Origin of the sequence: Frigoribacterium sp. Leaf186 (assembly GCF_001423905.1) — a bacterium.
Classification (GTDB): Bacteria; Actinomycetota; Actinomycetes; order Actinomycetales; family Microbacteriaceae; genus Frigoribacterium.
The window spans coordinates 259856-278707 of record NZ_LMPQ01000011.1; the positions used below are offsets into that span (position 1 = coordinate 259856).

Consider the following 18852-nt stretch of genomic DNA (forward strand, 5'->3'; position numbering starts at 1 on the left):
CACCCGTCTGGCCGGCTCCGCCGGCCCGGCTCGGAACGGCCTCGAACCCCGTTCACGAAGATGAACCCCGACAAAACGGGGTTCGGCTTCGTGAACGGGGTTCTTCGCGTGTGCCCGCGGTCGACCAGGAGGCGCAGCTCACCTCACGGGAGCCGCCACCGACCCAGCGGGGCCGGCCTGCTACTCGACCTTCTCGGTCTGCCACTGCTCGGGGGCGCGGTCGCCGTTCGGGCGGACCGGGCGCACGTCGCCGACGATCGGGATCGCCCGCTTGCGCAGGGCCCAGAGGTAGCGCACGAAGAAGTGCGTCAGGGTCGACAGGCGGTTGCCGTTGCCGAGCAGGCTCGTGATGTGCACGAACACCCAGAGCAGCCAGGCGACCGGCCCGGTCATCGTCATGCCGCTCGGCAGCTGCACGACGGCGGCGTTGGTGCCGACTGTCGCCATCGTGCCCTTGTCGTGGTACTTGAAGTTCGTGAGCTTCTTGCCCGCGAGCATCCGCACGATCTGCTCGCCGATGTGCTCGCCGCCCTGGATCGCCGGCTGCGCCAGCTGGGCGAGGGCGTCGTCGGTGGCGGCGATGTCGCCCGCCGCGAAGATGCGGTCGAGGCCCTTCACCGTGAGGTCGTCGTTGACCTGGATGCGGCCGCCGTGGGTCTGCGGCACGCCCCACCCCGCGACCTCGGCGTGGGCGGCGACGCCGGTCGCCCAGACGACCAGCTCGGCCGGGACGAACTCGCCTTCCGCGGTGACGACGCCGTCGGGGCGCACCTCTTCGACGCCGGTGTCGAGGCGGAGGTCGACGCCGCGCTTGCGCAGCACCTTGGCCGCGTACTTGCGGAGGCGGGGGGAGAACGGCTTGAGCAGCTCGGCGCTGCGGTGCACGAGGGTGATCGTGATGCTCGAGGCGTCGATCTCGGGGTAGGCGTCCTTGAGGGCCTGGTCGCGCAGTTCGGCCAGGGCACCCGCCATCTCGACTCCGGTGGCGCCGCCACCGACGATCACCACGCGCACCTCGCCGCTGCCCTGCGAGGCCGCCGCGTTCTCGAGCTGGGTGAACAGCTCGTCGCGGATGCGCAGGGCCTGCGAGCGGGAGTACATCGAGTAGGCGTACTCGTAGGCGCCCTTCGTGCCGAAGTAGCTCGTGTTGACGCCGTTGGCGAGCACGAGCGCGTCGTAGGCGATCTCCTCGCCGTCGCGCAGGGTGATGATGCGGTCGTCGGCGCGCACGGTGGTGAGCAGGCCGTGGCGGAACTCGGCGTTGGACTGCTTCGAGCGCAGGCTCCGCAAGAAGTACGTGACGTCGCCGGCGTTGAGGCCGCCGGTCGCGACCTGGTACATGAGCGGCTGGAACATGTTGTAGACGTGACGGTCGATCAGGGTGATGCGGACGTCGGCGTCGCGCAAGGACTTCATCGCCGCGATGCCGGCGAAGCCGCCGCCGACGATGACGACGTGGGGACGGGTGTCTGCGGTCATGGGGGTGCTCCTGCGATGTCGATCGTGTCGTCGGATCGTCGTCGACCCCGGTTGGCCGGACCCGCCCGGCGAGTCCGCCGCGAGTTTACTCGCCTCACGAGCCCGCCCGTACCCTCCGGGGTGCCCAGCTTCCGGCCCGTCCGGGGGTCTTGTCGGTCACGGCACGGGATGTTACGTTCGTCGAACTACTCGCTGGTCGAGTTGCTTGCCATCAAAGCGACACGTGTCGCTGACGCAGGCCCGGACCCGATCGCGGTGGCACCCGAACCCCCGGAGACCCCATGACCCCCTCACCCACGGCCTCGGCGCCCGTCGCGCCCCAGAGCGGCGACATCGCCACCGTGCTCATCGCGCTGCAGCACCTGCAGTCGCAGATCGCGTTCGCGAACGACCAGCTGGCCAAGCGCATCGGCGTCGGCTCGACCGACTTCCTCGCCCTCGTGCACCTGTCGATCCAGGGCGACACCCCGCCCAAGAAGGTGGGCGAGGCGCTCGGGCTCTCGTCGGGGGCGATGACGGCCCTCGCCGACCGCCTGGAGTCCGCCGGCCTCGTGACGCGACTGCAGCACCCGACCGACCGTCGCAGCTTCGTGCTCGCCCTGACCGCCGACGGCGCGGCGGGCGTCAACGACGCCGGAGCCCTCTACGGCCGGGCCGTCGAGGAGGCGCTGCCCGCCTCGCGCAGGCCCGTCGCCGAGGCGGTCTTCCGCGACCTGGGCACCGCCCTCGGGTCGCTCGTCGCGTGACGGGCGCGGCCGCGCCTCCTCGTCCCGGCGTCGGGTCGAGCCGTGCCCGCCCGCGAACCGCTAGGGTCGCCTCGTGAGACTCTCGGTGACCTGGACGTCAGGCGACGCGCAGCACGGCATGCAGGTGCACGACGACCGTCTCGTCTACGTCCTGCGTGACACCGCCGGCCGGCCCACCACGCGCGAGATCGCGGCCGACTCGCTGGCCACGGTCGACTACGCGCCGGGCGCCGACCAGCCCGTGATCACCCTGGCCGAGCACGACGGCACGCGCACCTCGTTCCCCTGCCCCCGCAAGATCGCCCGGGTGCTCTACCCGGCGATCAAGTGGATGACGGTCTGACGCCGACCCCGTCTCGGGCTGACGCAGGTGCGGCCGACGATCGGTCGATGGTGTGTCGGCATCCGGCGACTCGTCCCAGCGCGTCACGACCTCGGCGCACGGCTGGACGAGCTCGGCGTTCCGTGCAAAAATACCTCCCGAACAGGAGGGTTTCTTGCGCATGATGTCGACCACCGAAGCCGCTCGACGTCTGGGCATCAGTCCTCGACGAGTGCGAGAACTCGCGGCCTCCGGCGTGCTTCCGGCTCGTCGCGTCGGGGGGCGGTTCGTGCTCTCAGACGATGCCGTGGACTCACGAGCGGGCGCGAGGCCCGCCGCGGGGCGGCCCGGCCACCTGCTCGCTGACGTCGCCCTCGCCGAGCTCACGGGCACGACCGGTCGCCCGCCGGCCAGCCGCCGGACGCTCTCATCGGCTCGATCGCTGATCGCCTCGTCGACGACCGACGAACTCGCTCGTACGTTGTCGCTGGCCACGACGCGTCATGAACTGGTCGAGGTCGCCCGCTCGTTCGAACGGTCGCGCGGGCTCGAACGCCGCCGCGCCGCAGGCGTCCTCTCGTCGGCCCGGCGGTCGTGGCGCGAGCGTACGCCCCGTGCGCGGACGACCATGGCTCAGCTCGGTCGGCCGAGCGCCCGCTCGGCGGCCGACGAGGCTCGACTCGCGCTTCGCGACGGTGACTTCGACTGGGCTCTGCGGGTGATCCTGCAAGCCGATGCCTCGTTCCGCGTCGTGGACGACCCCGAGGCGCTCGGGGACTACCTGCGCGCGCCGGGCGGCACGGGTGACGTGCGGCTCGACGCCCTGTTGGCGGCCTTGACGGCGCACTCCTCTCGCGGCCGGGGGCTGCCCGTGCCCGAATGGACCTCGGTCGATCCCCTCGATCCGTCCTGGGTCGTCCGGTCGGCGGCGGCGCACCCCGATCCGACGGACGAAGCCAGGCGGCGCTCCCGCACGCCGCGGGACTTCGCCGATCGGGGCCTCGTCCTCACCCAAGAAGATCTGGAGCGGGCGTGACGGCCTTCGTCGAGGACGACATCCGTGAACTGCTCGACGAACTCGGCGCCCGTCTCGAGGCGGTCGGGCGACGTGCCTCGGTCTACGTCTTCGGCGGCTCCGCCCTGGCGCTCACCCGCCTCCGGGATCGCAGCACAGAAGACATCGACGTGGTGTCACGCGACTGGGCCGAGCTCGTCGACGTCGTCAGCGCGATGGCGCTCGACTACGACCTTCCTTCCGACTGGATGAACGTGAAGGGTGCTGGCTTCGCCGTCGGCTCGGAGGACGACGCCGGTGCGGTGACCTTCGTGACGGGCGGTCTGACCGTGCGCGTCGCGTCCAGTCGCCACCTCCTGGCCTACAAGCTGCGAGCGGCCCGCGTCACCGACGAGGCCGACATCCAGCACCTGCTCGACGACCTCGGGGTCCGGTCCGTCGCTGATGCCGTCACCATCACCCGGTCGGTCGTCGGCGACGATCCGGTGCCTGACCTCGACTACGACGACCTGGCCGTCTACCTGGGGCGCTATCGGATCGACGGTTGACCCGACGGTCTGACGCCGACCGCTACGAGGTGCGCTCGAGGTCGGTGACGTGGGCGCGCCTGCGGATCGCGACCTCGCGCCTCCTGGCCTTGACCGCGCCGCGGAATCCGACCTCGGCGACGATCGCGCCCGCGATCATCAGCGAGAAGCCGGCGAGGCCCGCGGGCAGGCCGAACATCGTCGGGGCGTCCCAGTCGAAGGTGAACGCCAGCACGGCCAGACCGATCGCCACGAGGGCGAAACCGGCGACCGACAGGCAGACGCGGCGGGCTCTCGGTGCACTCATCGGGCCAGCGTAGGCAACGGGTGCCGCCCACCGACGGCGTTCCCAGCGGACCTTGACCGTTCTGCCGCGTAGCCCCCAGGCAGCCCCACCGCTCGGCAGGTTCACAGGTGGCAAGATTGCACTCAAGCCCCCGGAGTGCAATCATCGATCTCGGCCATCCGGCCCCGGCGACGTCGCCGACCACGAACCGCGACGAGACCGAGGAGGCGCGCGATGGCCATCGCCACCGGCAAGACCGCCCAGCGTCGGCACCGCACCCGCTTCGACCTGACCGCCGCGGCCCGCCGGATGACCGCCGAACACGGGCTCTCGGGCTTCACCCTCGAAGAGCTCTGTGCCTCGGTGGGCATCTCGCGCCGCACCTTCTTCAACCACTTCGCGTCGAAGGAGGACGTCGTCGTCGGCGTCGCGCTGGACGACGACGACGAGGCGCTCGACGCGTACGCGTCCTCGCGACGTGACCCGCGCCTCCCGGCTCTCGCCACGGTCTTCGACGACCTGGGCGCCCTCGTGGTCGAGCGGGTCGAGAACGTGGGCCTCACCCGCGGGCAGGCCGCCGACTTCAAGGCGGCCCTCGACCGCGAGCCCCGCCTGTTCGGCGCGATGATGCGACAGGGCGACGAGCAGCGGCGGCGCGTGATGGCCGCCGTCGCCTCGCACGAAGAGCTCGACGAGGGCGACCCGCGCATCGACGTCGCCGTGACCCTGCTCACCGGCCTCGTCCAGCGCGCCTTCGAACGGTTCTTCTCGGTCGACGGCCGGGCCGACGAGCGGTTCGACGCCGTCCTCGACACCCAGCTGGCGATCGCCCGCGAGCTGTTCGTCGCGAGCACCGTCGCGGCTCCCTCCGCCGCGGCTCGCTCCGCCCCGCCGACCCCCCCTGCCGCCCCGACACCCTCGTCCGACCACGACCGAAAGGCGCTGTGACCCAGCCATGACGACCACCACCACGGCGAAGGCCGACGCGCCCTTCCTCCTGACGAAGAGACGCATCTGGATCATCTTCGGAGCCCTGATCTCGGGCATGCTGCTCTCGAGCCTCGACCAGACGATCGTGTCGACGGCCATGCCGACCATCGTCGGCGAGCTCGGCGGCGTCGAGCACCAGGCCTGGATCACCACGGCCTACCTGCTCGCGACCACCATCGTCATGCCGATCTACGGCAAGTTCGGCGACGTGCTCGGGCGCCGCAACCTGTTCCTCGTCGCGATCGCGATCTTCACGCTGGCCAGCATCGGATGCGCCTTCGCGAGCGACTTCTGGATGTTCGTGGTCTTCCGCGCGATCCAGGGCCTCGGCGGCGGCGGTCTGATGATCCTGTCGCAGGCCATCATCGCCGACATCGTGCCCGCCTCCGAGCGCGGCAAGTACCTCGGCCCGCTCGGTGCGGTCTTCGGCCTGTCGGCGATCGGCGGCCCGCTGCTCGGCGGGTTCTTCGTCGACCACCTCACCTGGCAGTGGGCGTTCTACATCAACATCCCCGTCGGCATCGCGGCGTTCGTCATCACCTGGGCCGCCCTCACGCTGCCCAGCAAGAAGGCCACGAAGCGGATCGACGTGCTCGGGGTCGTGCTGCTGTCGGCCGCGACCACCTGCCTCATCTTCTTCACCGAGTTCGGCGGCCAGGACGAGCACGGCTGGGGTGCGCCCGAGACGTGGCTCTGGGGTGCCGGCGTCGTGATCGCCGCGTCGCTGTTCGTGCTCGTCGAGTCGCGCGCCGACGACCCGATCATCCCGTTGTCGTTCTTCCGCAACAAGGTGTTCGTCCTCGCGACGGCCGTCGGCTTCGTGCTCGGCATCGGCATGTTCTCGGCCATCGCGTTCGTCCCGACCTTCTTGCAGATGTCGTCCGGCGCCTCGGCAGCGGTGTCGGGCCTGCTGCTGCTGCCGATGATGGTCGGGCTGATCGGCACCTCGATCGTGTCGGGCAACCTGATCACCAAGACGGGCAAGTACAAGGTGTTCCCGGTGGTCGGCACCATCCTCACCGGCATCGCCATGGCACTGTTCACCACCCTGACGGCCGACACCCCGCTCTGGCTGATCTGCGTGTTCCTCTTCCTGTTCGGCGCCGGCCTCGGCCTGATCATGCAGGTCGTGGTGCTCGTCGTGCAGAACTCCGTCGACGCCCAGAACGTCGGCACCGCCACCAGCACGAACAACTACTTCCGCGAGGTCGGTGCCGCGCTCGGCGTCGCCATCTTCGGCGCGCTCTTCACGAGCCGGCTCACCTCGAACCTGACGGACGTCTTCACGGGTGCCGGGGCCTCGGCGGGCGACGCCTCACAGGCGACGGCGACCCTCGACCCCGCGACGCTGAACCAGCTGCCCGAGCAGATCCGCCGCCTGGTCGTCGAGGCGTACGCCGACTCGCTGGCGCCGGTCTTCGCCTACCTGATCCCGTTCATCGCGGTGGCGTTCGTGCTGTCGCTGTTCCTGCCGCAGATCACGCTGTCGGACGTGGCGGGCATGGTGTCGCGCGGCGAGGCGCTCTCGGGCGACGAGGCGGAGCAGCTCGAGGCCGCCGAGCGGGCCGCACACGGTCGCGGCGCCGGGCGTGCCGGGCGGCGCGGGGCCGGGGCGGCCTCAGAGGCGGCGACCGCCGGGGCGGTGGCGACCGGGGCTCCGGTCGCGCCGCTTGAGGGGGTCGACGCGCGAGAGCGTGACGAGCGAGCCGACGCCGAACGCCCGTAGTCGACCGAGCCACGACACCGTCGAGTGGACGGCACACCGCGTTCTGCGGCGGTGCCTTGTCCACTCGACGGTGTTTTGCGTTCTGGTGGGCGCGGGCGCAAGCGCGGGGGCGCCGGGTCAGACCGCGGCGGGGCCCGGGGTCGGCAGGGTCGCCGCAGCCGTCGAGGTGCGGGCGGGGGCGGACGCGAGGCGCGCCTCCTGGGCGGCGTCCCAGACGACGCCGTCGACGTCGTCCTCGCGCAGGCGGCTGGGGGTGCTGTGGGTGCTCATGGCTGTCTCCTCGGGCGGGCCCGTCGGGTCGGACGCGTCTGACGATGGTGCGGCACGGTGGGGTCGTGCCGCGGCCCCCAGTTCGTGGGCGACCGCGCGATCACCGTAGCGGATGTGCGGGGCGGTGCGAGACGCGAGTCGCGAGACGCGAGACGCGAGACGCGAGACGTGAGGGACGAAGCGCGCGGGTGGCGTCGCGGTCGCGGCCCTTCGTAGGGTGGTGGCCATGAGTGCGCGAGGCGGAGTCCGGTGATCCACGACGTGCGGCTGGCCGGCGGCGGCGTGCGCCTCGACCCGCTCGAGGTCGACGACGCGGCCGCGTTGTGGCCGCTGACCGACGACGAGTTGTGGGCGGGCATGATCAGCCCCCGACCGGCGAGCGTCGCGGCCTACGCCCGGCACGTGGAGGCGCAGCTCGCGAACCCGACGACTCTCGCTTTCACCGTGCGCGGCGCGGACGACGGCGAGGTGCGCGGCACGACGACGCTCTACGACCTCGTGCCGGCGCAGGGCCGGGTCGAGATCGGCAGCACCTGGTACGGCCGGGCGTTCTGGGGCGGACGGACGAACCCCGCCACGAAGCTGCTGCTGCTCACGCACGCGTTCGACGCCCTCGGGCTGAACCGGGTGGCGCTGCGCTGCGACGCGCGGAACCTCCGCAGCGCGTCGGCCATCCGGCGGCTGGGCGCCGTGCCCGAGGGCGTGCTGCGGTCGCACCGGGTCGCCGCCGACGGATCGGTCGGCGACACGGCCTACTTCTCGATCGTCCGGTCGGAGTGGCCCGACGTGCGGGCCGGCCTGGAGGCGCGGCTCGCCTGAGGGGTCCGGCAGCGGGCGTCAGTCGCGGGGTGCCGGCGTGGCGACGCTCAGGGCCTCGAACAGCTCGTCCGCCACGAGGTGCGCCTCGGCCGACATCAGCGTGATCGGGTCGCCGCCCTCGACGTCGACCATCACCCAGCGCCCGCCGCGTCGGCGACGGCGCGCGTCGACCGGGGTGACGCGGACGTCGTGCAGGGCCGCGGCGGGCCATTCCTCGGCCACCGCTCCACGGAGGCGCGAGATCGGGTCGGGCAGGTAGCGCAACCGCGTCGTGGACAGGGCGAAGCGACCGGGGTACGCCGCGCCTCCTGACGGCAGCACGCGCTCGGCGAACGTGCCCCAGAGGAGGCGCTCGTCCGGTCGGACGGGGAGCCTCCGCCACGACGTGACGGCCAGGAGGCGCACCACCAGGACGGCGTCGGCCGCCGCCAACGCGACGACGAAGGCGAGCATCACGAACCAGATGCCGTCGTGGCCTCCGGTCTCGGCCCGGAAACTCAGCTGGGCGACGAAGAGCACGACCAGCAGGACTTGCAGGGCCACCTGGAACAGCTGACGGGACTGCAGCGCCTTCTCCGAGGCGGACCGGGGTGGGTCGAGGGCGGCCTTGTCCATGAGGGACTGTCTACTCCGGGGGAGGGGACGGGCGCTCGGGGCAGCCGGGGGCGCCGGCCCGGTACGGTGACGGCATGCCCGACGAGACCTGGGTCGTCTTCGACGACGAGCCGAAGCTGCGTCTGCTCGTGCGCCTCATGCGCGTGGCGATGCCGGCGACCGTGCTGCTCGGGACGGCCAGCGCCTTCTTCTCGAAGTCGGCGGGCGACTCGCCGGTCGACCTCTTCGGCCTCATCGCCGTGCCGATCTGGTTCGTGCTCTGGGCGACGATCGCCGCCGTCGTCTGGAACGTCGTGCTCTGGCTGAACGCACCCTTCGCCGTCGACCTGGGGGGTCGGCGGTTGCGCATCGGGCGGCGGGTCGTCCCCTTCGCCGAGATCACCCGGGCAGAACTCGTCCCGGTGCCGAACGACGACGAGGCCGGGCTGCTGCTGAAGCTCGCGCGTGGTCGCCGCCCGTCGGTCTCCGTCCTGCTGCGCGAGCGGGCGACGCCCGTGCTCGACGACGCCCGACGCGACCTGCTCATCGAGGTGATCCGCGCCTCCTCGATCGCGCGTCCGGTGAGCCCGCACGACCCGACGGGGAAGTTCGCGCGGTTCAACTTCCCGGGGATGCTCGACAAGGCCGGGGCAGAGCAGGTCGTCCGCGACCCACCGGCTCCCGGCGAACCCGCGCCCTGACGCCGTCCGGCGCCGCCACGACCGCCGCCGGCCTGGTCCACGCCGCCCCGACCTGTGCCGCCACGAAGTACACAGCCCGCCACGGGATCTCGTGGCGGGCTGTGTACTTCGTGGCGATGTGGCGGCGTGGCGGGCCGACGCGGGTCGGCTCAGCGGCGACGCAGCCGCAGCCGCAGGCGTCCGGCGACGAGTGCGCCTGCCCCCGCGAGCACGGACGCGGCGGCCCAGCCGAGCGCTCCCGAGGGGTCCGAGCCGGTGTAGGCGAGCGACGACGAGCGAGCGGGGGTCACGGCGGCGACCGGACGCACCGGCAGCGCGGTCGGGGCCGCCGAGACCGGGGTCGTGGCGACGGGGACGGTCACGGCGGGGGCGACCGAGAACGCCAGCGCACCGGAGAAGTCGCTCTGGTTCGTCAGGTCGGCGTCGATGGTGAACGCGTCCGTCGCGAAGTCGCCCGCGGGCAGGACGAAGCGTGCCGAGAACCGACCGGACGAGTCGACGGACACCGCCGCGGACGCGTAGCCCGAGGTCTCGTACGGGACGGGATCGACGTCGACGTCGATCGCCGGGCTGTCGACCGGGGCGGCGGGCTCGGTTCCGAGCTGCTCGTCGTGGGCGGGGTCGCCGGTGAACTGGTCGGTCAGCGGGGTGTCGCCGTCGAACACCTCGACGAGGGCGTAGCCCCCGGGGATGCCACCGTCGCCGGTCACGGTGACGACGCCTGCCGTGGCGCCGTCGGGTACCTCGAGCCGAGGGGCCGGGACGAACTCGAGGACCTCGAGGTCGGTCGAGGCCGAACGGTCGTGATCGTCCGAGATGGTCACCGTGACGACGACGCCAGCGGGGAAGTCCTCCGGCAGCAGGACCGTCAGTTGCGCCAGGCCGTCCTCGTCGAAGCGGGGGCGCAGGGGGGACACGACGTCGTCCGCCGGGTCGGCACCCACGACGGTGACGTGGACGAGGTCGCCGGGCGTGAAGCCCTCGGCGTAGACGTCGGTCCCCTGGCCGGGACGGACGGCCCCGTCGAAGGAGGACACGCGGGGTCCGTCGGCGACGGGCTCCTCGTCCGCCGGCGCGACCTCGGCGGGTGCGGCGGTCTCGACGGGGACCACGCCGACGGGCGTCGTGTCGTGCCCGGTCGCGTCACCGTCGGTACCCGCGGATGACCCGGAGGCGCCGGTCGCGTCTCCGTCGGAGGCGACGACCTCGTCGGTGTCGGCCGCGGGGGCGGCAGGCTCGTCCGCGGCGGGCGTCTCCGTGGCCGGGCCGGTCTCGGTCGGCGCGGCCTCTGCGGCGGGGACGGACCCCGTCGACGCGGCGCCGTCCACGGCCGCGGGGTCACCGTCGGCGGCGAAGGCCGTGGTCGGCGCGAGGACGAGCGCCGCGGCGAGCGCGGCGGCGGGCAGGGCGGTGGCGGCGCCGAGACGGCGTGATCTGGACATTGTTCCCCCGGGACGAGTGGTGCCGCGCGTCGGGCGAGCGCGGTCGCTCGACTGTAGACAGCACGGTCGCGTCGGCCCAGGGGCGGAGTTCCCCGTGGGCGTCGTCGTGATGAGACCGTGATCGAGTTGTCCCCCGACCCGCGGTCCGCGGGTACGGACGGAACACGAGGGCGGAGTCCTCCACGAGAGCGCCACGGCCTGGCGCCGGGAACCGAGGGGCCCGAGGAGGCGCGGTGCCGGGGCGACCGGCACCGCGCCTCCTGCAGTCTCCGCACTTTTCTCGTACCCCCCGTTCGCGTGATGGACAGGGGGGTCTTGTTTCGCCTGCGATGCGGGCGTACCGTCCGAACGGGTGGCAACGACGCCACCGGAGACGAGAAGATCATGAACAGACGGATGAGGACAGTGATCGCGGCGGGGGTCGCGGCGAGCGTCGTGGGGGCGGTCCTGCCGGCCCTCGCGGCACAGGCGGCAGCCGGGGGCACGGCCGCGGTGGCGACGAGCGACCGGCCGGACTTCGGCCCTAACGTGACCGTGTACGACCCGAGCGTGCCGGCCTCGACCATCCAGGCCGACATCGACGCGGCCTTCGACGCGCAGCTGCGCAACCCCACGGCGCAGTTCGGCGACCAGCGCCACGCCTTCTTGTTCGAGCCCGGCACCTACGGCCGGGTCTTCGCCAACCTCGGCTTCTACACGGCGCTGCAGGGGCTCGGCAAGAACCCCGACGACGTCACGATCCAGGGCGCCGTCAACGTCGACTCGGGCTGGAACTACGGTGACGAGAAGAACGCGACCCAGAACTTCTGGCGCTCGGTCGAGAACCTGGCCGTCGAACCCGAGTCGGGCGTCGACCGCTGGGCCGTGTCGCAGGCCGCGCCCATGCGCCGCGTGCACATCAGGGGCGACCTGACCATGGGCCCGTCGAACCAGGACGGCGGCCGGGGCTACTCGTCCGGCGGGTACATCGCCGACAGCAAGGTCGACGGCACCGTCACCTCGGGCTCGCAGCAGCAGTGGTACACCCGCGACTCGACCCTCGGGTCGTGGCAGGGCGGCAACTGGAACATGACCTTCTCGGGCGTGCAGGGTGCCCCCGCGAACGACTTCGCGAAGAGCTACACGACCCTCGCCACGACCCCGGTCACGCGCGAGAAGCCGTACCTCTACGTCGACGACTCGGGCGACTACCACGTGTTCGTGCCGTCGCTGCAACGTGACTCGTCCGGCGTCACCTGGCCCGACACGGCCGGCAGCGACCTTCCGATGCGCGACTTCTACGTCGCCCACCCCGGCGACTCGGCGGCGACCCTCAACGGTGCGCTGGCGCAGGGACTGAACCTGTTCTTCACGCCGGGCACCTACTCGCTCGACCAGGCGATCGAGGTCACGCGGGCCGACACCGTCGTCACCGGCATCGGGTTCCCGACGCTCGTGCCGACCAGCGGCAACGCCGTGCTGACCACGGCGGACGTGGCCGGGGTGAACGTCTCGGGTCTCGTCGTCGACGCCGGCACGCAGAACAGCGACCAGCTGATGCGCCTCGGCACGACCGGCTCGCACGTCGACCACGCGGCGAACCCGCAGAGCGTGCAGGACGTGTACTTCCGCGTCGGCTCGAGCATCCAAGGCAACGCGACGACCACGCTGCAGGTGAACTCGGACGACACGATCGTCGACCACATCTGGGCCTGGCGTGCCGACCACGGCGGTGCCCCCACCGGCTGGACGGTCAACCGCGGCGCGACCGGCGTCGAGGTGAACGGTGACGACGTGCTCGCCACCGGCCTGTTCGTCGAGCACTACCAGCAGTACCAGGTGATCTGGAACGGCGAGCGCGGCCGCACGATCTTCTTCCAGAACGAGCTGCCCTACGACGTGCCGGACAATGCCTCGTGGCAGAGCCCGACCGGCGAGGGGTGGGCGGCCTACAAGGTCGCCGACGGGGTGACCAGCCACGAGATCTGGGGTGGCGGCGTGTACTCGTTCTTCAACGCCAACCCGCAGGTGCGACTGGCGCAGGCGTTCGAGGTGCCCCGCACCTCGGGCGTCAAGGCCCACGGCGTCTTCACGGTCTCGCTCGGCGACGTCGGCACGATCTCGAGCGTCATCAACGGCGTCGGCGCCTCGGTGCCCACGCCCGCGGGCAACACCGTCCCGAGCCGGGTGGTGACGTACCCGTGACCGCACGCGACGAGACGGCCGCACGCGCGACCGCGCACACCACCGCACGCGCGACGACCACGAGCACCACCACACGCACCGCCCGCACGACGAGAACGGAGAGACCCGTGAAGAGACGCATCCTGACCGGCGTCGGCCTGGCCGCCGCCGCAGCACTGGCCGCGACCACGGTCGCCGCCGCACCGGCCCCGGCTTCGGCCGACGCCTCGGCCCAGCAGGCGATCGTCTGGTCGCAGGAGTTCGACGGCGGCGCGGGCAGCGCCCCCGACCCCTCGGTCTGGAACCTCGAGACCGGAGGGGGCGGCTGGGGCAACGGCGAGCTGCAGAACTACACCAGCTCACGCTCGAACTCGGCGCTCGACGGCAACGGCAACCTCGTCATCACCGCGAAGCGCGAGGGCGACGGCTCGTACACGTCGGCACGCCTGACCACGCAGAACAAGTACACGGCGCAGTACGGCCGGGTCGAGGCGCGCATCCAGATCCCGCGGGGCCAGGGCATCTGGCCGGCGTTCTGGATGCTCGGCGCCGACCTGCCGAACGCCGGCTGGCCGAGCGCGGGTGAGATCGACGTCATGGAGAACGTCGGCTTCGAGCCGCACCGCGTCCACGGCACCGTGCACGGCCCGGGCTACTCGGGCGGCGAAGGGCTGACGAGCACGTACCAGCACCCCCAGGGCTGGTCGTTCGCGGACGACTTCCACACCTTCGCGGTCGACTGGGCGCCCGGCTCGATCACCTGGTCGGTCGACGGCCAGGTCTACCACCAGGTCACGCCGGCCAGCACCGGCGGCGACCCCTGGGTGTTCGACAAGCCGTTCTTCCTCATCCTCAACGTCGCGGTCGGCGGTGCCTGGCCCGGCTACCCGGACGGCAGCACCCAGCTGCCGCAACAGATGAAGGTCGACTACGTGCGCGTCTACCAGTAGGCGGCAGTAGGCGGGCTGTCGGCGGATTCGCCGAGGAGGCGCGGTGCGAGGAGGTCTCGCACCGCGCCTCCTTCCGTCGCCCCCAGACCCCAGGAACCCGCCGAGGCACCCGCGCGCGTGCGAGGGTCTCGGCGGGTTCCTGTGGTCTCGGCGGTTCAGCGCGAGTCGGGGGCACCGCCGCCACCGGGCGCGGCACCGGCGGTGGGCGCCGTGCCCGTGTCGACGCGGACGGTCAGGGCCAGCGCGTAGCCCGACGTCGCGTCGCCGGTCACCGTCGGCAGCTGCAGCGCCCCGCTGTCGTCGCTGAAGACGTTGTCGTTCGCGAGGCTGACCCGGTCGAGGTTCGCCGTCGAGCCGTCGTACTCCGAGAGCCCGTAGACCGTGCGGCAGACGTCTTCGGGCAGGGCGAGCTGTGACGTGGCGATCGCGTTCGTCGAGTCGGTGATCGACCCCACGTCGGTGTAGACCTCGAAGTGGACGTGCGGCCACCGGCCCGAGTAACAGGCCGGGAACACCGACGAGAACGTCACCGTGCCGGTCGCGTCGGCGACCTGCACCCCGCGCAGGTAGGTCTCGTCGATGATGCCGTCCGAGTACATCGAGTACCCGCCGGCGGCGTCGCAGTGCCAGACGTAGACGGCGACGTCGGTGAACGGCACGTCGCCGTTCGCCATGTCGAGCACCGTCATGCTCAGGGTGATCGGCACACCCGCCGCGGTGGTGCCGCCGTCGAGGCTCGACCGGATGTCGCTGCGCACGATGCCCGACCGCTCGAGCACGTCGGCCCCGTTCGACCCGTCGCCCGGGTAGGGCCCGGCCGTCTCGTCGGGGATCTCGCCCGCGGGCAGCGTGCCCGACGCCCCGTCGGTGGCACCGGCGCTCGGCGTCGCGGACGAGGAGGCGCCGGTCCCGCTCGAGCCCCCGGCCGACGTGCAGGCCGCGAGGACGACGCTGCCCGCGCCGAGCCCGATCAGGCCCAGCACGCTGCGGCGCGAGACGAGCGTCCGCAGGTCGAAGGCGACGCCCTGGTCGACGACCTCGTCGTCGGCGCGGTCGAGCAGGCGGCCCTCGTAGGCGGGCCCGTCGGGGGTGCGGTCGGGTTCGGGGATGCGGGCGGGGCGTCGGTCGCTCATGGTCACGCTCTCGGCTCGGGGCTGGTCGGCTCGGGTCGATCGGCCGGGGGCCGGTCGCCCCGTGGGATCGCCGTCAGCCTGACGCCCGTCCCGATGACCCGCCCCTGCGCCTCCGATGAGCCACCCATGAAGGAGGTGGTCGCCGAGACCCCAGGAAATCGCCGAGACACCCGCGCGCGCGGCGGGGTCTCGGCGGCTTCCTGGGGTCTCGGGTTTCCGCTCGCGGGGGTGCGTCAGCCGGCGAGTGTGCGCAGCTACGCGAGGGTGTCGCGCGAGATCTCGGAGACGAGAGAGGGGCACGGCCGCGGAAGAGTCCGCAGCCGTGCCCCAGATGCCGATGTTGTCGCATGAGCTTCACGGGCAGGGATGCAAGCAACACCGGCCAATGAAGACGCAAGAAACGTCTTCGACCTGGCAGACGCTACGCGCCCTAGTCGGGACGCGTTCTCAGGTTCACCGGGGTACGACCAGCCACCCGAGGGGTGTCCACGAGGTCCTGTACGGACGTCGGGTCCGGTCAGCGGACACCTGGCGATTCGAGGACCAGGTGTCCGCCGATTCGCAGCCCCGTCGGATGGGACTGCTTGCGCTCACGAGATCAACGGGTGGGACCTCGAGGGCGCAAGTCGCGCGGCCTGATCAGCGAGGTCTGGGCTGACGGTGGTTCGTGGCGTGGTCAGCGACCCGAGGAGCCGGTCCGAACGGTAGGTGAACCGTACGGCGTCGTGCCGCCCTTGTCGAGCGCTCGCCCGACCCCCTTGACGTGTCCCGTCGGAGGTGCAGAGGGAGTCGACGGTGCCGACCCCTTGACGGTCACGCCGTGGGCACCCCCGACGACACGACGACGATCGTGGCGACGATCGACCCGAGGACGGTCAACCCGAGGTAGAGCCAGAGCGGTGCGGCGCTGCCGCCGACCCGCCGGCGCACGACGACGCTGCGACCGATCAGGTAGACCAACGGGCCGAGGAGGGCCCACCCCCAGGCGAAGGGTCGCTCGAGGCCTCGTCCGCGAAGCGTCCGGTGGTCGAGCCAGGCGAGCACGACGATGCCGACCCAGAGCACCAGCGAGACGACCTGCACGAGGCCCAGGTCGGCGGCGTCGACACCCGTCCTGCCCGGCACGGCCTGTTCGAGCGCGCCCCGCATGACGACGACGGTCAGCGCCATCGCGACGATCGGCGAGAGGGCGATCAGCGTCACGAACGGGGTGGCGGTGAACGCCACGCGCGGTTGGGCCGCGCCCGCCCCGGTCGCGGTGTCGGCCTGACCCAGGCCTCGGCGGTCGGTCACGATGTCCCCCTCGTCATCGGGTCGGCCCAGCCCACCCGCGGTCGGCCCGGACGTCGTCGTCTCACGGCTCGTCCGTACCCTACTGCCCGGCACCCGCGGGGGATAACCCCCGCGCGAGTCCGTGGGGCCGCGTCATGTCCCGGTGCCGGGGCCCCGGCGACGATGGATGACATGAACGAATCGACCTCCGCGACCGGCGCGACCCGCGCCTCCTCGTCCGACCCCACCACCCGGCCCGCCGACCCGACCCGAGGAGGCGCGGCGCCCGTCGCGCGCGTCCGCCACGTCACGAAGTCCTTCGGTCAGGGCGACGGCCGCGTCGACGCGCTGCGCGACGTCTCGCTCGACCTGCCGGCCGGTCGCTTCACCGCCGTGATGGGCCCGAGCGGTTCGGGCAAGTCGACGCTGATGCACATCACGGCCGGCCTCGACTCGGCCACCTCGGGGACGGTGCTGCTCGGCGACACCGACATCACCGGCCTCGACGACACCCAGCTGACGCTGCTGCGTCGTCGCCGCATCGGCTTCGTGTTCCAGGCCTTCAACCTCGTGCCGACCCTCGACGTGTCGGCCAACATCGAGCTGCCGTTCCGCCTCGACGGCCGTCGCGCCACCGCCGACGAGCGGGCCTGGATCGACTGGCTCGTCGCCACGCTCGGCCTCGGCGCCCGACTGACCCACCGGCCCCACCAGCTCTCGGGCGGCCAGCAGCAGCGCGTCGCCATCGCCCGCGCCCTGGCCACCCGGCCCGACCTGATCTTCGCCGACGAGCCCACCGGCAACCTCGACTCGAAGGCGGGCCGCGACGTGCTCGACGTGCTGCGCACCGCCTCGACCGACCACGGCCAGAGCATCGCCATGGTGACCCACGACCCGGTGGCCGCCAGCTACGCCGACCGCGTGGTGTTCCTCGCCGACGGTCGCATCGTCCACGAGGTCGACCGCAGCAGCGCGGCCGAGATCTCGGGCGTCATGCTCGACCTGGAGCGTGTCGCGTGAGCGCCCGCGACCAGCTGCTCGAGCACCGTCCGAGCATCCTCGTGGCCGCCCTCGGCACCACCTTCGGGGTCGCGCTGCTCGGCCTCACGCACGTGGTCGAGCAGGTCGTCGCCGCGTCGGCCGTCTCGTCGAGCGTCACCGTCACGGGCCTGCTCGGTGCCGCCGCCTCCGTCTTCGTCGGCCTGGCCCTCTACGTCGCGGCCATCGTCACCAGCAACACCTTCGCCACCGTGGTCGCCGGCCGGACGCCGACCATCGCCCTGCTGCGGCTGCTCGGCTCGTCGGCCCGTGACCAGCGTCGGGCCGTCGCCCGCGAGGGTCTCGTGGTCGGCCTCGCCGGGGCCGTGATCGGCATCCTGGCCGGCGTCGCGCTCGTCGTCGTCGCCGTCCGGGTGCTCGTCGCGCAGGGCCACCTGCCCGACCTCGCCTACTCGTACGTCTCGGTCGTCGGGCTCGTCCCGGCCGTCGCGGTCGTGCTGACCACGGTCGCCGCGGCCTGGGTCGGCTCGCGCCGCGTGCTGCAGGTGACGCCGTTGCAGGCCACCGACGCCGCGCAGGACGCTCCGCTGCCCGGCCGCAGCCGCCGCGTCGTGCGGACGGTGATCGCCACCCTGCTGGTCGTCGGCGGGGGCCTGCTGCTCGTCGCCGGCGTCGTCGTCGGCCTGGCCGACCCGACGGGCGTGCTGGTCGCGTTCGCCGGCGGGGTGCTGTCGTTCACCGGGGTCGTCGTCGGAGCACACGCCCTCATGCCCGCCGTGCTGCACGCCGTCGGCCGGGCCTTCGGCCCGAGCCAGGTGGCCCGCCTCGCCGCCGAGAACGCGGTGCGCCACCCCGAGCGCAGCACCCGCGCCACGATCGGCGTCGTGATCGGCGTGACCCTCGTCACCACCCTGTCGGTCGCCCTCGAGACGCTGCGCACGTTCGTCCACACGCTCGAGCAGGACCCGACGTACGCCGCCCAGCTCGACCAGTTCTTCAGCACGACGCTGCTGGTCGTCGCCGGCCTGGTCGGGTTCTCGGCCGTCATCGCGGCCGTCGGCATGGTCAACGACATGTCGCTGAGCGTGCTGCAACGGAGGCGCGAGCTGGGGCTGCTGCGCGCGGTCGGCTCGACCGCGGGTCAGGTGCGTCGCATGATCCTGCTCGAGGCGACGCAGATGGCGCTGACGGCGATCGTCGTCGGGGTCGCGCTCGGAGTCGTCTACGGCTGGGCCGGAGCCCAGGCGCTGCTCGGCTCGGTCAACGACGGAGCGTTGATCGCCCCGACGTTGCCCGTGCCGCTGCTCGTCGGGCTCGCCCTGACCGCCGCCGTGCTGGCCGGGGTCGCCGCGCTCGTCCCGGCCCGACGTGCCACGTCGGTCACCCCGGTCGAGGCGCTCGCCGCCCGCTGACCGACG

At 72.3% G+C, this 18852-nt stretch carries 19 protein-coding genes and 1 pseudogene; 13 read left to right on the forward strand and 7 right to left on the reverse strand.

All coding sequences use genetic code 11. The annotated features are described in order from the left end of the window. Nucleotides 1-180 precede the first annotated feature (180 nt). Nucleotides 181-1479 carry an NAD(P)/FAD-dependent oxidoreductase gene (locus tag ASG05_RS12765; protein ID WP_056261409.1) on the reverse strand — a complete coding sequence of 433 codons (1299 nt, stop codon included), beginning with the start codon at nt 1477-1479 and terminating at the stop codon, nt 181-183. A 281-nt stretch (nt 1480-1760) separates the two neighbouring features. On the opposite strand from ASG05_RS12765, the gene ASG05_RS12770 reads away from it, so the two are divergent. The 5 genes and pseudogenes from ASG05_RS12770 (at nt 1761) to ASG05_RS12785 (ending at nt 4110) form a co-directional block, all read left to right on the forward strand. Next, nucleotides 1761-2225, forward strand: a complete 465-nt coding sequence (locus tag ASG05_RS12770) for a MarR family winged helix-turn-helix transcriptional regulator (RefSeq protein ID WP_056261412.1) — start codon at nt 1761-1763, stop codon at nt 2223-2225. Between the two features lie 73 nt (nt 2226-2298). Then, nucleotides 2299-2568: a hypothetical protein gene (locus tag ASG05_RS12775; protein ID WP_056261415.1), complete on the forward strand. Its 270-nt coding sequence runs from the start codon at nt 2299-2301 to the stop codon at nt 2566-2568. Nucleotides 2569-2731: 163 nt separating this feature from the next. After that, nucleotides 2732-2848, forward strand: a pseudogene (locus ASG05_RS17060) (helix-turn-helix domain-containing protein); the annotation flags it as partial. Between the two features lie 6 nt (nt 2849-2854). After that, nucleotides 2855-3583: a hypothetical protein gene (locus ASG05_RS12780; protein ID WP_235491511.1), complete on the forward strand. Its 729-nt coding sequence runs from the start codon at nt 2855-2857 to the stop codon at nt 3581-3583. Continuing rightward, on the forward strand, nt 3580-4110 hold the full coding sequence (locus ASG05_RS12785; RefSeq protein WP_056261421.1) for a DUF6036 family nucleotidyltransferase: 531 nt from the start codon (nt 3580-3582) through the stop codon (nt 4108-4110). The genes ASG05_RS12780 and ASG05_RS12785 overlap by 4 nt, the downstream gene beginning before the upstream one ends. Nucleotides 4111-4132: 22 nt before the next feature. Here the strand turns inward: ASG05_RS12785 and ASG05_RS12790 are convergent, their stop codons facing one another. Continuing rightward, nucleotides 4133-4396 (reverse strand): hypothetical protein, encoded by a 264-nt coding sequence (locus tag ASG05_RS12790; RefSeq protein WP_056261424.1) that lies wholly within the window; start codon nt 4394-4396, stop codon nt 4133-4135. Nucleotides 4397-4609: 213 nt separating this feature from the next. Here ASG05_RS12790 and ASG05_RS16750 point away from each other — a divergent pair, with 213 nt between their 5' ends. Next, nucleotides 4610-5323, forward strand: a complete 714-nt coding sequence (locus ASG05_RS16750) for a TetR/AcrR family transcriptional regulator (RefSeq protein WP_056261428.1) — start codon at nt 4610-4612, stop codon at nt 5321-5323. Nucleotides 5324-5330: 7 nt separating this feature from the next. Further along, entirely contained in the window at nt 5331-7091 is a 1761-nt protein-coding gene (locus tag ASG05_RS12800) for an MDR family MFS transporter (RefSeq protein WP_082486772.1), read from the forward strand. 117 nt (nt 7092-7208) lie between these two features. On the opposite strand, the gene ASG05_RS16450 is transcribed toward ASG05_RS12800, so the two are convergent. After that, nucleotides 7209-7361, reverse strand: a complete 153-nt coding sequence (locus ASG05_RS16450) for a hypothetical protein (protein WP_157490230.1) — start codon at nt 7359-7361, stop codon at nt 7209-7211. 249 nt (nt 7362-7610) lie between these two features. Between ASG05_RS16450 and ASG05_RS12805 the strand changes: the two genes are divergently transcribed. After that, a complete protein-coding gene (locus tag ASG05_RS12805; protein WP_056261431.1) occupies nt 7611-8180 on the forward strand; it encodes a GNAT family N-acetyltransferase in 570 nt (189 codons plus the stop codon). Between the two features lie 18 nt (nt 8181-8198). On the opposite strand, the gene ASG05_RS12810 is transcribed toward ASG05_RS12805, so the two are convergent. Beyond that, entirely contained in the window at nt 8199-8795 is a 597-nt protein-coding gene (locus ASG05_RS12810; RefSeq protein ID WP_056261433.1) for a hypothetical protein, read from the reverse strand. A gap of 74 nt (nt 8796-8869) precedes the next feature. Between ASG05_RS12810 and ASG05_RS12815 the strand changes: the two genes are divergently transcribed. Beyond that, nucleotides 8870-9475 carry a hypothetical protein gene (locus tag ASG05_RS12815; RefSeq protein ID WP_056261437.1) on the forward strand — a complete coding sequence of 202 codons (606 nt, stop codon included), beginning with the start codon at nt 8870-8872 and terminating at the stop codon, nt 9473-9475. Between the two features lie 149 nt (nt 9476-9624). Here ASG05_RS12815 and ASG05_RS12820 read toward each other — a convergent pair whose 3' ends face one another. Then, entirely contained in the window at nt 9625-10917 is a 1293-nt protein-coding gene (locus ASG05_RS12820) for a hypothetical protein (RefSeq protein ID WP_056261439.1), read from the reverse strand. Between the two features lie 396 nt (nt 10918-11313). Between ASG05_RS12820 and ASG05_RS12825 the strand changes: the two genes are divergently transcribed. Both ASG05_RS12825 and ASG05_RS12830 read left to right on the forward strand, forming a co-directional pair. Further along, complete coding sequence (locus ASG05_RS12825) at nt 11314-13101, forward strand: hypothetical protein (RefSeq protein ID WP_082486773.1); 1788 nt, start codon at nt 11314-11316, stop codon at nt 13099-13101. Nucleotides 13102-13208: 107 nt separating this feature from the next. Next, entirely contained in the window at nt 13209-14030 is an 822-nt protein-coding gene (locus tag ASG05_RS12830; RefSeq protein ID WP_200936848.1) for a family 16 glycosylhydrolase, read from the forward strand. A 155-nt stretch (nt 14031-14185) separates the two neighbouring features. Here the strand turns inward: ASG05_RS12830 and ASG05_RS12835 are convergent, their stop codons facing one another. Further along, the gene (locus tag ASG05_RS12835) at nt 14186-15163 is read right to left on the reverse strand and encodes an intradiol ring-cleavage dioxygenase (protein WP_056261720.1); all 978 of its coding nucleotides are present in this window, start codon (nt 15161-15163) and stop codon (nt 14186-14188) included. A gap of 813 nt (nt 15164-15976) precedes the next feature. Beyond that, nucleotides 15977-16456, reverse strand: a complete 480-nt coding sequence (locus ASG05_RS12840) for a hypothetical protein (protein ID WP_056261445.1) — start codon at nt 16454-16456, stop codon at nt 15977-15979. 171 nt (nt 16457-16627) lie between these two features. Here ASG05_RS12840 and ASG05_RS12845 point away from each other — a divergent pair, with 171 nt between their 5' ends. Continuing rightward, nucleotides 16628-17455 (forward strand): ABC transporter ATP-binding protein, encoded by an 828-nt coding sequence (locus ASG05_RS12845; protein ID WP_082486774.1) that lies wholly within the window; start codon nt 16628-16630, stop codon nt 17453-17455. Then, complete coding sequence (locus ASG05_RS12850; protein WP_056261447.1) at nt 17452-18846, forward strand: ABC transporter permease; 1395 nt, start codon at nt 17452-17454, stop codon at nt 18844-18846. Before ASG05_RS12845 ends, ASG05_RS12850 begins: the two co-directional genes overlap by 4 nt. Nucleotides 18847-18852: the final 6 nt, after the last annotated feature.

Excerpts from the sequence above, each read along its gene's own strand:
- ASG05_RS12765 (WP_056261409.1), bottom strand. The coding sequence starts at position 1,479 with ATGACCGCAGACACCCGTCCCCACGTCGTCATCGTCGGCGGCGGCTTC.
- ASG05_RS12770 (WP_056261412.1), top strand. The coding sequence starts at position 1,761 with ATGACCCCCTCACCCACGGCCTCGGCGCCCGTCGCGCCCCAGAGCGGC.
- ASG05_RS12790 (WP_056261424.1), bottom strand. The coding sequence starts at position 4,396 with ATGAGTGCACCGAGAGCCCGCCGCGTCTGCCTGTCGGTCGCCGGTTTC.
- ASG05_RS16750 (WP_056261428.1), top strand. The coding sequence starts at position 4,610 with ATGGCCATCGCCACCGGCAAGACCGCCCAGCGTCGGCACCGCACCCGC.
- ASG05_RS12800 (WP_082486772.1), top strand. The coding sequence starts at position 5,331 with ATGACGACCACCACCACGGCGAAGGCCGACGCGCCCTTCCTCCTGACG.
- ASG05_RS16450 (WP_157490230.1), bottom strand. The coding sequence starts at position 7,361 with ATGAGCACCCACAGCACCCCCAGCCGCCTGCGCGAGGACGACGTCGAC.
- ASG05_RS12810 (WP_056261433.1), bottom strand. The coding sequence starts at position 8,795 with ATGGACAAGGCCGCCCTCGACCCACCCCGGTCCGCCTCGGAGAAGGCG.
- ASG05_RS12815 (WP_056261437.1), top strand. The coding sequence starts at position 8,870 with ATGCCCGACGAGACCTGGGTCGTCTTCGACGACGAGCCGAAGCTGCGT.
- ASG05_RS12820 (WP_056261439.1), bottom strand. The coding sequence starts at position 10,917 with ATGTCCAGATCACGCCGTCTCGGCGCCGCCACCGCCCTGCCCGCCGCC.
- ASG05_RS12825 (WP_082486773.1), top strand. The coding sequence starts at position 11,314 with ATGAGGACAGTGATCGCGGCGGGGGTCGCGGCGAGCGTCGTGGGGGCG.
- ASG05_RS12835 (WP_056261720.1), bottom strand. The coding sequence starts at position 15,163 with ATGAGCGACCGACGCCCCGCCCGCATCCCCGAACCCGACCGCACCCCC.
- ASG05_RS12845 (WP_082486774.1), top strand. The coding sequence starts at position 16,628 with ATGAACGAATCGACCTCCGCGACCGGCGCGACCCGCGCCTCCTCGTCC.